Annotated in this window: 15 protein-coding genes and 1 pseudogene; 12 read left to right on the top strand and 4 right to left on the bottom strand. The window is 57.2% G+C overall.

Annotated elements, in window-relative coordinates:
* The first annotated feature begins 14 nt into the window (after positions 1–14).
* The 12 genes and pseudogenes from R3F50_08490 to tatC all read left to right on the top strand — a co-directional run bounded on the left by R3F50_08490 (position 15) and on the right by tatC (position 9,005).
* A complete protein-coding gene (locus R3F50_08490; protein ID MEZ5490343.1) occupies positions 15–656 on the top strand; it encodes an SPOR domain-containing protein in 642 nt (213 codons plus the stop codon).
* A 147-nt stretch (positions 657–803) separates the two neighbouring features.
* The gene (gene hslV / locus R3F50_08485; GenBank protein ID MEZ5490342.1) at positions 804–1,346 is read left to right on the top strand and encodes an ATP-dependent protease subunit HslV; all 543 of its coding nucleotides are present in this window, start codon (positions 804–806) and stop codon (positions 1,344–1,346) included.
* A 31-nt stretch (positions 1,347–1,377) separates the two neighbouring features.
* On the top strand, positions 1,378–2,712 hold the full coding sequence (gene hslU / locus R3F50_08480) for an ATP-dependent protease ATPase subunit HslU (protein MEZ5490341.1): 1,335 nt from the start codon (positions 1,378–1,380) through the stop codon (positions 2,710–2,712).
* Positions 2,713–2,728: 16 nt separating this feature from the next.
* Positions 2,729–3,160 (top strand): DUF971 domain-containing protein, encoded by a 432-nt coding sequence (locus R3F50_08475; GenBank protein MEZ5490340.1) that lies wholly within the window; start codon positions 2,729–2,731, stop codon positions 3,158–3,160.
* 4 nt (positions 3,161–3,164) lie between these two features.
* Positions 3,165–3,950, top strand: a complete 786-nt coding sequence (ubiE, locus tag R3F50_08470; GenBank protein ID MEZ5490339.1) for a bifunctional demethylmenaquinone methyltransferase/2-methoxy-6-polyprenyl-1,4-benzoquinol methylase UbiE — start codon at positions 3,165–3,167, stop codon at positions 3,948–3,950.
* A 42-nt stretch (positions 3,951–3,992) separates the two neighbouring features.
* Positions 3,993–4,760 (top strand): hypothetical protein, encoded by a 768-nt coding sequence (locus R3F50_08465; GenBank protein MEZ5490338.1) that lies wholly within the window; start codon positions 3,993–3,995, stop codon positions 4,758–4,760.
* A gap of 10 nt (positions 4,761–4,770) precedes the next feature.
* Entirely contained in the window at positions 4,771–6,408 is a 1,638-nt protein-coding gene (gene ubiB, locus R3F50_08460; protein MEZ5490337.1) for a ubiquinone biosynthesis regulatory protein kinase UbiB, read from the top strand.
* 110 nt (positions 6,409–6,518) lie between these two features.
* Positions 6,519–6,911: a phosphoribosyl-AMP cyclohydrolase gene (gene hisI / locus R3F50_08455; protein ID MEZ5490336.1), complete on the top strand. Its 393-nt coding sequence runs from the start codon at positions 6,519–6,521 to the stop codon at positions 6,909–6,911.
* A gap of 26 nt (positions 6,912–6,937) precedes the next feature.
* On the top strand, positions 6,938–7,279 hold the full coding sequence (locus R3F50_08450) for a phosphoribosyl-ATP diphosphatase (GenBank protein MEZ5490335.1): 342 nt from the start codon (positions 6,938–6,940) through the stop codon (positions 7,277–7,279).
* A 74-nt stretch (positions 7,280–7,353) separates the two neighbouring features.
* The gene (gene tatA / locus R3F50_08445; protein ID MEZ5490334.1) at positions 7,354–7,590 is read left to right on the top strand and encodes a Sec-independent protein translocase subunit TatA; all 237 of its coding nucleotides are present in this window, start codon (positions 7,354–7,356) and stop codon (positions 7,588–7,590) included.
* Positions 7,591–7,689: 99 nt separating this feature from the next.
* Positions 7,690–7,920: pseudogene (gene tatB / locus R3F50_08440) on the top strand (Sec-independent protein translocase protein TatB).
* A 311-nt stretch (positions 7,921–8,231) separates the two neighbouring features.
* Positions 8,232–9,005: a twin-arginine translocase subunit TatC gene (gene tatC / locus R3F50_08435; GenBank protein ID MEZ5490333.1), complete on the top strand. Its 774-nt coding sequence runs from the start codon at positions 8,232–8,234 to the stop codon at positions 9,003–9,005.
* Between the two features lie 69 nt (positions 9,006–9,074).
* Here tatC and dtd read toward each other — a convergent pair whose 3' ends face one another.
* From dtd to R3F50_08415, 4 genes are all read right to left on the bottom strand, one after another.
* The gene (dtd, locus tag R3F50_08430; protein ID MEZ5490332.1) at positions 9,075–9,506 is read right to left on the bottom strand and encodes a D-aminoacyl-tRNA deacylase; all 432 of its coding nucleotides are present in this window, start codon (positions 9,504–9,506) and stop codon (positions 9,075–9,077) included.
* A 26-nt stretch (positions 9,507–9,532) separates the two neighbouring features.
* On the bottom strand, positions 9,533–10,489 hold the full coding sequence (gene pip / locus R3F50_08425; protein ID MEZ5490331.1) for a prolyl aminopeptidase: 957 nt from the start codon (positions 10,487–10,489) through the stop codon (positions 9,533–9,535).
* 168 nt (positions 10,490–10,657) lie between these two features.
* Positions 10,658–12,484 carry a translational GTPase TypA gene (typA, locus tag R3F50_08420; protein MEZ5490330.1) on the bottom strand — a complete coding sequence of 609 codons (1,827 nt, stop codon included), beginning with the start codon at positions 12,482–12,484 and terminating at the stop codon, positions 10,658–10,660.
* The gene (locus R3F50_08415) at positions 12,481–12,870 is read right to left on the bottom strand and encodes a hypothetical protein (GenBank protein MEZ5490329.1); all 390 of its coding nucleotides are present in this window, start codon (positions 12,868–12,870) and stop codon (positions 12,481–12,483) included. The genes typA and R3F50_08415 overlap by 4 nt, the downstream gene beginning before the upstream one ends.
* Positions 12,871–13,308 lie beyond the last annotated feature (438 nt).

Raw genomic sequence — 13,308 nt, 5'->3', positions numbered from 1 at the left:
TGGAGAAACGCGCTATGGACGCGCCACCCGCATGGACGCTGCTGTTCACCGGGTTGATTACCGGCATTGCGGTCGGTGTTTTCGGCTGCTTTCTGCTCTACCTTTCCGGTAAGGTACCGCCGCTGCAAAGCCAGCAGACAACTCTTGCTGCCGGCGAGTCTGCGCCACGGCAGATTGCGCCCTCGCTGCAGGCTGAGGAAGTGCGTCCTGCGGAACAGACCCTGACCGTCGTTGCAGCAGACGGTGATCCCGGCGTCGACGAAGAGGCCGCTGAAGAGGTCGCTGAAGAAAGCCCCATAGGCCTGAGTTTCTATGACGAGTTACGGGACTATGAAGTACCGGTTAACACCACACCGGTACCCCTGGCAGTGGAAATCGCGGTAGAACCACGCCGCGCAGAATCAGCGCCGGCCCGCGGCGGCGACCGCCGCTTACTGCAGATCGGCGCGTTTCAGCAGGCAAGCAGTGCCGAACGCCAGGTAGGCATGCTGGATGACCTGGGCGTGGCTGCGTTCATCAAGCAGGAAACCGTACCCGGTGGCCGCGTCCTTCACCTCGTGCAGGCGGGGCCATTCGATACACCGGCGGAGCTTAACCGGATCAGGTCACTGCTGCAGGTGAACGATATCAACAGTTTTCCTCTGGATCCTCGCTGACCCCGCTTGAAATCCCCCGCTGCCGCCCCATTAAGAACCTTTTGTGTAGCTGTCAGGATTCTTATTACCACCATGCCACCCGTAATTCACGGAATGGTGGCGTCCCTTCCTGAACCTGACAATCTGTCAACTGATCTGGAGATCAACGTGGAACAATACCGAGGCACGACCATCGTTTCCGTCCGTCGCGACGACAAGGTGGTCATTGGAGGTGATGGTCAGGTGTCCCAGGGCAATACCGTTATGAAGGGTAATGCCCGCAAGGTAAGGCGTCTTTATAACGACAAGGTGATCGCGGGGTTCGCCGGCGGCACGGCCGATGCTTTTACCCTGTTTGAACGGTTCGAGGAGCAACTGGAGAAGCACCGAGGTAAACTGACCCGGGCGGCGGTTGAGTTGGCCAAACTCTGGCGTACCGAGAGAGCTCTGAGAAGACTCGAGGCATTACTGGTTGTCGCTGATAGTGAGGCCTCACTTATCATTTCCGGAAACGGCGATGTCATCGAGCCCGAAGACTCTATCATGGCAATCGGTTCCGGGGGGCCCTATGCGCTTTCGGCAGCACGGGCGCTGTTCCACAATACAGAAATGGATGCCCGCACCATCGTCGCACAGAGCCTGAAAATCGCCGGCGATATCTGCGTATTCACTAACCAGAATCACACCATTGAAGAACTGACCCTGTCCTGAATCCTGACGGGGCTGAATAGGTATTAGCTGTATGTCTACCATGACACCAAGAGAAATCACCTCGGAACTGGACAAACACATTGTCGGTCAGAAGGAAGCCAAACGAGCCGTAGCCATTGCACTGCGCAACCGCTGGCGACGTATGAACCTGGATGAAAGCGTCAGAAACGAGGTCACCCCGAAGAACATTCTCATGATCGGGCCCACCGGCGTCGGCAAGACCGAGATCGCCCGCCGCCTGGCAAAACTGGCCCATGCCCCCTTTATCAAGGTGGAAGCCACCAAATTCACTGAAGTAGGCTACGTTGGGCGCGACGTGGAGTCCATCATCAGGGATCTGGTCGATGTGTCCGTGAAGATGCTGCGCGAAGAGGAGATCAACAAGGTCCAGCACCGGGCCGAGGATCTTGCCGAAGAACGTGTCCTGGACGTGTTGCTGCCCCAGGCGCGGACTGGCGATTCGGAACCCGATCCGGGGCAGTCCGCGACGCGACAGATGTTCCGCAAGAAGCTGCGGGAAGGCGAACTCGACGACAAGGAGATTGAAGTCAAGCTGACAGAATCCTCGGTCGGCTTTGAAATCATGGCACCGCCGGGCATGGAGGACATGACCAGCCAGCTGCGCAACATGTTCTCGAACCTCAACTCCGGCAAGAAAAGTGCCCGCCGCATGACGGTCAAAGAGGCCCTCAAGGCGATCAAGGACGAGGAAGCCGCCAAGCTGGTCAACGAGGACGATATCAAGAATCGGGCGGTGGTGGCGGCCGAACAGACCGGCATCGTGTTTCTCGATGAAATTGACAAGGTGACGACCCGGCATGAACAGGGGTCCGCCAGCGTTTCGCGAGAAGGAGTGCAGCGGGACCTGTTGCCCCTGATCGAGGGTTCCACGGTAACCACCAAGTATGGCAGCGTGAAAACCGATCATATTCTGTTCATCGCTTCCGGCGCATTTCACCTGTCCAAGCCGTCCGACCTGATACCGGAGCTACAGGGCAGGCTGCCTATCCGTGTCGAGCTGGACCCGCTGACCAGCGAGGACTTTCAGCGCATCCTGGTGGAGCCTGACTTCTCCCTGACTGACCAATACCGGGCACTTCTGGCGACCGAGGAGTTGCAGCTCAGGTTCACCGAGGATGGCATTGCCAGAATCGCTGAAACTGCCTGGCAGGTTAACGAGCGCACGGAAAACATCGGCGCCAGGCGCCTGCACACGGTAATGGAAAGGCTGCTGGAAGAGGTTTCCTTCAGTGCCTCAGACCTGGCAGTCAGCGGCGACAGTGAACTGGTGGTAGACGCGGAATACGTTGACCGGCAGCTGGGCGAGCTGGCCAGGGACGAAGACCTGAGCCGCTTCATACTCTGACCTGCCGGCAACCGACATGGCCTCTGACAACGTACCGTCCGACATCAAGCTGCACAGGAAATCCGGCATCCTTGAGCTGTCTTATCGGGATGGCGAGCGTTTTGAGTTGACCGCTGAATTTCTGCGGGTCTATTCCCCGTCGGCTGAGGTCCGGGGCCACGGCAAGGGTCAGGAAGTCCTGCAGACCGGGAAGAAACAGGTACAGATCACCGGCCTGATACCTACCGGCAACTACGCAATCCGCCTGGTCTTCGATGATCGACACGACTCGGGGATCTACAGCTGGGATTACCTGCGCGAGCTGGGCGAACGCAAACAACACTACTGGTCTGAATACCTGGCAAAACTGCGTGCCGCCGGGGCCTCGCGGGAGCCATTGCCTCCCGGAACCCAGGTGGTTAGTATTGAACCTCTGAAATCTGAAGACCCGTCAGCCGGGCAGTCCTGAAGCTATGATCGAAACCCCTGACAGGCCGGATGAAAAAGAATCGACCACCCATTTCGGCTATCGGACCGTGCCGGTGGAGGAAAAAAAGAGCCTGGTGGCGGCAGTCTTCGACTCTGTAGCCGGCAAGTACGATGTCATGAACGACATCATGTCCCTGGGCACACACCGCCTGGTCAAGCGCTTCACCATAGAGTTAAGTGCCGTGCGGCCAGGCCAGACGGTACTTGATCTGGCTGGTGGTACGGGCGACCTGAGCCTGAAATTTTCCCGCCTGGTGGGACCCTCCGGCCGGGTGATTCTGGCCGATATCAATGCCTCCATGCTACAGGTGGGACGCGACCGGATCATCGATAGCGGCGCCACCAGCAATATTGTCTTCAGCCAGGTTAATGCCGAGGCGCTGCCCTTCGCGGACAACAGCTTCGACTGTATCTGTATCGCCTATGGCCTGCGGAACGTCACTGACAAGGATGCCGCCCTTCGATCCATGTACAGGACCCTCAAACCAGGCGGTCGGGTGCTGATTCTGGAATTTTCCAGGCCCACCAATCCGCTGGTCGGCAAAGCCTATGATGCCTATTCAGCCCTGTGGCCGGTGGCGGGCAAGCTGGTGACGGGAGACAGTGAGAGCTACCGCTACCTGGTGGAATCCATCCGCATGCATCCCGACCAGGACACACTGCGGCAGATGATGGCGGATGCCGGTTTCGTGGATACCCGCTATCACAACATTATGAGCGGTGTCTGCGCTATTCACCTTGGCTTCAAGCCAGTGGAAACCAGTAACTGAGTTATTCGCCAGCCTCTTAACATTCACGCAACGGAACAGATAATGTCGATGGCCCCCCGGTCCTCAAGCCTGCTGCTACCCTTTGAAACCCTGGTCAATCGCTGCATCGCCCAGGATATCAGGCTGGCCGAAGGCATTTCCCGGCATGCCGGCAGAATTCTGCTGATACAGGTCACCGTGCCGACGTTGTCCATTTACCTGCACTTCTACCCCGGCAGCGTTATTTTAAGTTTTGATCCACCGGCCCCCTTGCCTGACCGGGACGGACCGGCGGACTCTCCCGACCCGATGGGCGCGCAAACTGGAAGTGCTGACTTCACTGGTACAAGGGAATCTCCAGCCGCGGGCCCGCCATTTACGGCATCCCGTGGCGAGGACGCCTGCATCAGCGGTTCCGCCCTGGCCATGCTGCGACTGCTCACCGACAGGTCAGACACCCGCTCACTGGTGAACCCGGCTATCCAGATCAGCGGCGATGTGGAGTTTGTACAGTCGGTCTACCGGCTGTTCGCGGCCATGGAGATTGACTGGCAGGAGCCACTCTCGCAGGTCATTGGAGACGTACCTGTCCAGGGCCTGCAGCAGCTGTTCGATGGCCTCAGGAGTTTTACCCGCAAAACGGCTGACAGCGCCAGACGCAACCTGGACGAATACCTGCACGAAGAGAGCCGGCTGGTGCCCCCGCTGCATCAGGTGGAAGCCTTTGACCAGGGCCTGGATGATCTGCGCCTGCGTCTGGATCGGCTCCAGGCCAGAGTGCAGCGGCTGGCCAGCGGAATCGACCGGCGGCGCCAGAGGCCGGAAGGATAGCTGAATCACCGTGACTCAATTCCTGCGCCTGCTCAAGATACTGAATGTCGCTGCCAAATACCGGCTGGGTGACTACCTGCGTGGCCGTGGCACTTTTCTCATCAAGCTGTACCTGCGACTTCACGGCCTGCCCTGGACCCATCAGGACACCCTGCGGCTCAACCGCCATCAGCGCCTGCGTCTGGCGCTCGAGGAATTGGGGCCCATCTACATCAAGTTCGGCCAGTTGCTGTCTACACGGCGGGATTTCCTGGAGCCCAGCCTGGCCGATGCCCTGCAGGGGCTGCAGGACAATGTCCCGCCCTTCCATTCTCCCGGCATCGAAGCGCTCATCAGCCAGTCCCTGGACACGCACGCCAACGACATATTCAGCGAACTCAGCCTGGAACCGCTGGCCTCCGCATCTATTGCCCAGGTCCATGCAGCCCGGTTAAAGACCGGGGAGGAAGTGGTCGTCAAAGTTATCCGGCCTGGCATCGAAAAAACCATCCGCGCCGATATCACGCTATTGAAATGGCTGGCGATCCATATCGAGAACCGCATTCCCATCGGCAAGCGGCTGCGCCCGGTGGAGGTTATCGACGACTACGAGCGGATCATTTTCGACGAATTGAACCTGCTGTCCGAAGGCGCCAATACCACGCAATTGCGGCGCAACTTTGAAAACTCCGCCCAGTTATACGTGCCAAAGGTTTACTGGCAATACAGCCGCCGCAACCTGCTGGTGATGGAACGCATCTATGGCATTCCGGTGTCAGACATCAGGACTCTTCGGGAACGGCGTGTCAATCTGAAAAGGCTGGCCGAAATCGGCGTTGAAATTTTCTTTACCCAGGTGTTTGAACACCGATTCTTCCATGCCGATATGCACCCGGGAAATATCTTCGTTAATCCGGAGCGCCCTGACCAGCCTCAGTACATCGCCATTGATTGCGCCATTATCGGCTCGCTCAGCCCGGCGGACCAGCTTTACCTGGCCAGGAACCTGCTGGCCATCTTCAAACGGGACTACCGCAAGGTAGCCGAGCTGCACGTGGAATGCGGATGGGTTCCCAAGGAGACCCGGATTACCGAGTTCGAGGCCGCCATGCGCACGGTGTGCGAGCCGATTTTTGAAAAACCCCTCAAAGACATTTCCTTTGGCCAACTGCTGGTGCAACTGTTCCGCACGGCAGGGCGCTTCAATATGGAAGTGCAACCCTCCCTGGTGCTCCTGCAGAAAACCCTGCTGAACATCGAAGGGCTGGGACGACAGCTCTATCCGGAACTGGATTTGTGGGAAACAGCCCTGCCCTACCTTGAGAAGTGGAACGCCCGCCGCCTGAGCCCGGTTGCCCTGTTCTCGCGGCTTCGAGAGAACATACCGGACTGGATCGACCAACTGCCTGATCTTCCGCAACTTTCGATCGATGCCATTCGCGAGACCCGCCAGCTTGGCGAAATCAACACTACCCTGCGGAATGAGCGACTGCTGGAAAAGCAAAAGGAATCCGCGCGCCGCAGCCGTTCATTGCTGGCCGGCTCAGTGTTTCTCGCGGCGGCCCTGGCTTCGACTCACCCGACGGCACAGGCAGCTGTCGCCGACCTGCCGCTGGCCACACTACTGCTGGCCCTTGGCGGATTGTGGTTACTGGTGCGTAGAGATTGAGCAAAGAATGCCAGCCGACTCACCATGCTGTCACGGTTCCGTTATACTAGCGTGCTATTGTTCATCAAGGTTACGGGCGGCCGTTCAGAGGCTCCCCGGCGGATAACACAATGACTGACGATTATCTCGACCAGGTTAACTGGGATGCGCAAGGGCTGGTGCCGGTCATTACCCAGGACCATGTCAGTAAGCGCATCCTTACCCAGGCATGGCTTAACCGGGAGGCCTTACAGACCGCGGTGCAGGAAAAGCGGGCAGTCTACTGGTCCCGTTCCCGACAGTCCCTGTGGCGAAAAGGAGAGCAGTCGGGCAACATTCAGGAGCTTGTGGATATCTACCTCGATTGCGACAATGATTCGGTCTGCTACCTGGTCAGACAGGTGGGCGGGGTGGCATGCCATACCGGGCGGGAAAGCTGTTTTTATCAGAAACTGGTCAACTGCCAGTGGCAGAGTGTGGATCCGGTGATCAAAGATCCCAGTCAGATGTACGGCGGCAGCTGAACCGCCAGCCCCAGGCCGATCAAACTATGAGCGACATTCTTGAACAACTGACAGCCATTCTGGCACAGCGCAAACAGGCGGATGCTCCTGACTCCTACGTGGCAGACCTGCACCGCAAAGGCCTCAACAAGATTCTGGAGAAGGTGGGTGAAGAGGCCGTGGAAGCCGTGCTGGCGGCAAAAGATTGTGAACAGGACGCTTCGGACAGCAGGCGCCTGGAAGTGGTAAAGGAAACTGCTGACCTGTGGTTTCACAGCATGGTCATGCTGAGTCATCTGGATCTTGACGCCAGGCAAGTGTTGGAGGAACTGGAAAAACGCTTTACTATATCCGGCCTTGTCGAAAAAGCGTCGCGAACTAACCAATAGGGAACTCACAGGCTTCGGGAATCGGTTGCTGCCCGGCAACCAGTCTGCCCGAAAGCCTGTTTTGGAGGTAACACATGGGCTTAGGTGGTATTGGAATTTGGCAGCTGTTAATCGTCCTGCTTATTGTGGTGATGCTTTTTGGTACCAAGAAGTTACGTAACCTTGGTTCCGACCTTGGTGGTGCTCTGAAGGGCTTTAAGACCGCCATGAAGGACGATGAGGGTGATGACGACAAGGAGGAGAACGTCGAAAAGTCGGAAACAGCCGAAACGGATGATGACAAGACCTCCGACACTGCGGCGAAAAGCTGACCGCCGTCGTTCTTCCCCGATTCATCCATAAATTACACTCGCTGACTGGCCGGCAGGCCAGTTGGCCCTCACCCTTCCGGAAACCCTGGCGTCTGGTCTATGTTTGATATTGGTCCATCGGAACTACTTGTCATCTTCGTCGTCGCCCTGCTGGTCATCGGCCCCGAACGACTGCCCTCCGCTGTCCGGACCGCGAGCCTGTGGGTCGGGCGCTTTCGCCGAAGCTTTCACAAGATCAAAGCTGATGTGGAGCGGGAGCTGAACGCCGATGAAATCAGACGGCAGCTGCACAACGAGTCGATTCTCGCCGAAGTGGAGGATGCCAAGAAGCAGGCCAAGGAATTTGCCAGCGATATAGAAAAGGCGGCGACTTCAGACCCGGGCAAGCCCCGGCAGACCGACACCACCGGCGCTGTCAGCGGTTCTGAAAACGGTCCCGGGCCGACGGCCTCCCAGGCTGATAAGCAAAACGACGCCGAAGGCACTAACGACAAGCCCGAGGCAACCATCAAAAGCGAAATCCAGCAGGCAGTCAGCTATGTCAACGATATTTCCCGGGAAGTGAAAGCCAGCAAACAGGAGATTGAAGAAGAGTTCAGCAAGAGTGGGCAATCCAGATCCGGCAATGCGGGTGACAAGTCATGATATCTGCTGAAGAGGAAAAAGAACTGACTCTTATCGATCACCTGATTGAACTGCGTGATCGGATTCTTAAGGCCCTGGTGGCAGTTGTTGTCATCTTTCTGTGCCTTTTCCCTTTTGCCAATGAAATCTACGTCTTTATCGCCGACCCACTGATCGCTGCCCTGCCGGAAAACTCCAGCATGATCGCGATCGACCCCACTTCACCATTTTTTGCGCCGTTCAAGCTGACTTTTTACGCGGCGGCAGTGATCGCCGCACCTTACATCCTGTATCAGCTCTGGTCGTTCGTGGCACCGGGCCTGTACAAGAACGAAAAAGCAGTGGCCATGCCGCTTTTTATCTCCAGCGTCGCCCTCTTTTACCTGGGCATCGCCTTTGCTCGTTATGTACTTTTCGGTATAGTTTTTGGTTTTTTTATCTCCGTGGCGCCGGAAGGTATCGCGGTAGCACCTGATATAAGCAGCTTCCTGAGTTTTGCCCTGACTATCTTCTTCGCATTCGGACTGGCCTTTGAAGTGCCGATTGCGGTATTCCTGTTTATCTGGGCAGGCCTCGCAGAACCCGAGTCTCTGACCGCCAAACGGCCCTACGTGGTTGTTGGGTGTTTCGTCGTGGCGATGCTGTTGACACCACCGGATCCGTTCACCCAATCGATGCTTGCCCTGCCAATGTGGGCGCTGTTCGAAGTGGGTATTCTGGCCGGTAAGCTGGTGCGCAAGCGTCAGCGTAAGGAGGAGCAGAAAGAGGAAGCCGGCGGAGCCGCCAGCTGATTCCGTGCAGAAAAATCCGAGCCCGTTAAGTCGCAGGACTGGAAAGGCCTTGGGTTCAGTCTCAAGGGGCTAAAGAATAAAAGTCACTGGCCCGTCATTGACCAGTTCCACCTGCATGTCGGCACCAAAGCACCCACTTGCAACTTTGCCGTGACGGGAACGCGCAGCTGCAAGCAAATGATCGTAGAGTGCTTCGGCGGCAGCAGGCGGCATGGCTGATGAAAAACCGGGACGCAGCCCTTTCCGGGTGTCCGCTGCCAGGGTGAACTGAGAAACCAGAAGCAGGCCGCCGTCAATATCCCGCAGACTCCGGTTCATCCTGCCCTCATCATCGGCAAAAATCCTGTAGGCCAGGATTCGATCCAGGCCCTCTTCGGCTGTTTTTTCCGAGTCCTGCTTCTCCAGCCCGACAAAGGCAAGGATGCCCTGTCCGATAGCGCCGACTGTCTCGCCCGCCACGACGACACTGGCGCGCTTAACCCGCTGAATAAGAACAATCACTGGAATGCTCGCCGCACCGGTACCGCCTAGGCTTCCTTGAGCTCGTCGGCCAGTTCGCCGGTAGCGCGAACCAGCGCGTCGGTAATGCCCGGCTCCGAGGCGGAATGGCCGGCGTCCCGAATGATGTACAACTCCGAGGCTGGCCAGCGCTCGTGCAGCACCGCGGCATTGTCCAGGGGGCAGACCATATCGTAGCGCCCGTGAATAATTTTCGCCGGTATGTGCTCTATTTTAGACAGGTTATGCAAAATCTGATTTTCATCGATGAAACCATTATTGACAAAAAAATGGCTTTCGATCCGACTCATGGCCAGCGCATTGTGCTGCTTGGAAACCAGCTTCTGCACGTCGGCACCGGGCCGCAACCTGGAACAGTGAATTTCCCAGCTGACCCAGGACTTGGCCGCGGCCATGCGGGCCAGCTCATCACGCCCGGTTAGTCGACGGTAATACGCCTCTACTAGATTATGCCGTTCATTCTCGGGGATGAACTCAACAAACTCCCGCCAGTGATCCGGGAACACGCGGCTCGCACCCTGCACGTACAACCAGTCCAGGTCCGCTCTTCGACACAGGAATATGCCGCGCAGCACCATTGCCATGACATGGTCGGGATATTTCTGCGCATACAGCAGGGCCAGCGTTGAACCCCAGGACCCCCCGAACAGCACCCAACGGTCGATACCAAGAAAGCAGCGGATTGCCTCGATGTCACTGATCAGGCTTTCCGTGTCATTTTCCTGCAGTTCCGCATGGGGTGTAGAGCGCCCGCAACCCCTTTGATCGAAGGTGATAATCCGGTACAACTCGGGGTTATAGTAGCGACGTGAGGCAAAGTCGCAGGCGCTACCCGGACCGCCATGGATGAAAAGTACCGGAATGCCGTCAGGATTGCCTGCCTCGTCCAGGTAGAGCTCATGGATTTCGGACACGCGCAGCTGTTGGCGATTGTATGGTTTCAGTTCAGGATACAGGACCAGCACGATTTCCCTCTTGGTTACTTTGGTGTCACCGGGTTATCCCACTCAATGCATAAATTCCTGGGATAACAAGACGTCGAGGTTGCCAATATTACCCCAGAGAACCTCAGATCAAGAAACTCACCGTGTGCCCCGGGCCCTTGATCTGTATCCGCCATTCACTAAAAGGCTCTAACCCCTCGCCTGGCTGCCGCGGCTGTGGCGCTTGCGTTCGTTTTCTGTGAGGTACTTTTTGCGCAGGCGGATATGGTGAGGCGTAATCTCAACCAGCTCGTCATCCTCGATGAATTCCATGGCCTGTTCGAGGCTGTGAATCACCGGCGGAGTGAGTATGATATTTTCGTCGGTCCCTGAAGCCCTGACATTGGTGAGTTGTTTTGCCTTGGTGGGATTCACCACCAGATCGTTCTCCCGGTTGTGCAGGCCGACGATCATACCCTCATAGACTTCCACGTTGGGTCCCACGAACAGGCGCCCTCTTTCCTGCAGATTGAAAAGCGCATAGCCAAGGGTTTTACCGGTTACCATGGAAACCAGCACGCCGTTCTTGCGACCGGCAATCTCGCCTGTCTTCACAACTCCGTAATGATCAAAAATATGCGTCATGATACCGCTGCCGGAGGTCATGCTGAGAAACTGCGAGCGGAAGCCGATCAGCCCCCGCGTGGGAATGATAAAGGTCATGCGCACCCGGCCCTTGCCGTCGGGCATCATTTCCCGCATGTCAGCCCGCCTTTTACCCAGTTCCTCGATCACACTGCCCTGATTTACCTCATCACAGTCGATGACCAGTTCCTCAAAGGGTTCCTGCCTGACGCCGTCGATTTCATGTTCGATCACTTCGGGTCGGGACACGGCCAGTTCATAGCCTTCCCGGCGCATGGTTTCGATCAGCACCGATAGATGCAGTTCACCGCGCCCGGATACCCGGTACTTGTCCGGTGTTTCACCCTGTTCAACCCGCAGAGCAACGTTATATTGCAGCTCGCGCTCCAGCCGCTCCTTGATATTACGGGTAGTTATGTATTTTCCGTCCTGCCCGGCGAATGGCGAATCGTTAACCTGGAAAGTCATATTGATGGTGGGTTCATCAACTGTCAGCGGCGGCAGCGCCTCCACATGGTCCGGGTCGCACAGGGTGTCGGAGATTTGCAGTTTGTCGATACCACTGATACAGACTATTTCGCCGGCTTCCGCCTGCTGGACATCGATCTGCTCCAGGCCCAGATAGTTTTTGACCTGCAGGACTTTCCCCTTGCGCGTGTGCCCTTCCCGATCAATGATCGTCACGGACATATTGGGCCTTACGCGCCCGCGGGTAATCCGACCGACACCAATCACCCCGACATAGCTGCTGTAGTCCAGCGCGCTGATCTGCATCTGGAAGGGACCGGACCGATCCACCTCTGGGGGTGGCACATTCCTGACAATAGTTTCGAACAGCGGCTCCATATTATCGGCCAGCCGGTCGTCCTCGTAGCCGGCAATCCCCTGGACCGCCGATGCATAGATAACCGGGAAGTCCAGCTGGGTTTCATTGGCTCCAAGCCTGTCGAACAGGTCGAAAACCTCATTCAAAACCCAATCCGGCCGGGCACCATCACGATCCACCTTGTTGATGACCACAATGGGGTTGAGGCCCGCCGCGAAGGCCTTCTGGGTAACGAACCGGGTCTGGGGCATCGGCCCCTCGACTGCGTCAACCAGCAACAGCACGCTGTCGACCATCGACATCACCCGCTCCACCTCGCCACCAAAATCGGCGTGGCCGGGAGTATCGACAATATTGATTCGATATCCCTGCCAGGTGATCGAACAGTTCTTGGCCAGGATCGTGATGCCGCGTTCCCGCTCCTGATCATTGGAGTCCATCACCCGATCGATGGATTTACCCCGGGTCTCCAGGGTGCCTGACTGCTGTAAAAGTCGGTCGACCAGGGTGGTTTTGCCGTGATCAACATGGGCGATGATCGCTATATTTCTGATCTTCTCTATCACTGCTTGGAAGGCCCCTGCCAGGCGGGTACTTTGGCGGCCGTTGCGGCCCCCTCACAAAAGGCGGCGAGTATACACGATTCGCCCGAAAGAACCAGTGACGACTCGCTGATCGTTCCCTCATCAGGCTGGGGAGTGTCTAATTGAGTGCCCTGCCGGTAAGTGGTGTTGTTGGTCACGGTAATCGGCAAATTTCTGATCAGCAGGCAGATTGGGGCGCGGGTTGTGGCTTTGGGGGTATAGTTCAGGGCATGTGTGGTGGCTTCGGGGTATCGTTTAGGGCATGTGTGGTGGCTTCGAGCGGCGTGGCCGGCAGGGGCTTCTGTGTGCTGCGGACCGCGCCCGTCCCGGGTGCCTTCACTCTGAAAAATGCCCTGGAAAACGGTCATTTTTCGCCGTTCAGCGCTGGTCCTTGATTGCAGCCCACAGAAGCCCCTGCCGACCACACCTTGGCACTAAGTGACACTCGTTATTCAGCAACCTCGAAAGAGACGGAAGTGATTGCAAATCGATGTAAAGGCGAAGCTGCGAAGAAAGTGCTGTCGCACCCTCGCATTAATACTCAGTGATTGGAATCTCGCATCGAGCACCAGTCCGGGGGAAGCTGGCGACGGAGCGATCAAAACGCAGCACCGACTGACCGAAGGAGACCGCTTGCGGGCTCCTGACCGAGAGAGGGAATCCCGGAGGGATCCGCGTTGCTCCGACGGCAGGTTACCCCGGGCTGGTGCGGTCTCGAAAATGAACGCTGACTGATAAAGAACTCTTGCAGCAAGTGGCTCTCGTTATTCAGCGACCTCGAAAGAGACGGAAGTGATTGAAAATCG

The organism is Gammaproteobacteria bacterium (genome assembly GCA_041395725.1).
GTDB lineage: Bacteria > Pseudomonadota > Gammaproteobacteria > Pseudomonadales > Pseudohongiellaceae > NORP240.
This window is presented reverse-complemented; position numbering and strand designations above follow the sequence as displayed.

Coding starts and splice junctions, on each gene's coding strand:
- R3F50_08415 (MEZ5490329.1), bottom strand. CDS start 12,870: ATGACCGTTTTCCAGGGCATTTTTCAGAGTGAAGGCACCCGGGACGGG.
- R3F50_08490 (MEZ5490343.1), top strand. CDS start 15: ATGGACGCGCCACCCGCATGGACGCTGCTGTTCACCGGGTTGATTACC.
- ubiE (MEZ5490339.1), top strand. CDS start 3,165: ATGATCGAAACCCCTGACAGGCCGGATGAAAAAGAATCGACCACCCAT.
- R3F50_08475 (MEZ5490340.1), top strand. CDS start 2,729: ATGGCCTCTGACAACGTACCGTCCGACATCAAGCTGCACAGGAAATCC.
- tatC (MEZ5490333.1), top strand. CDS start 8,232: ATGATATCTGCTGAAGAGGAAAAAGAACTGACTCTTATCGATCACCTG.
- tatA (MEZ5490334.1), top strand. CDS start 7,354: ATGGGCTTAGGTGGTATTGGAATTTGGCAGCTGTTAATCGTCCTGCTT.
- hslU (MEZ5490341.1), top strand. CDS start 1,378: ATGTCTACCATGACACCAAGAGAAATCACCTCGGAACTGGACAAACAC.
- hisI (MEZ5490336.1), top strand. CDS start 6,519: ATGACTGACGATTATCTCGACCAGGTTAACTGGGATGCGCAAGGGCTG.
- R3F50_08450 (MEZ5490335.1), top strand. CDS start 6,938: ATGAGCGACATTCTTGAACAACTGACAGCCATTCTGGCACAGCGCAAA.
- R3F50_08465 (MEZ5490338.1), top strand. CDS start 3,993: ATGTCGATGGCCCCCCGGTCCTCAAGCCTGCTGCTACCCTTTGAAACC.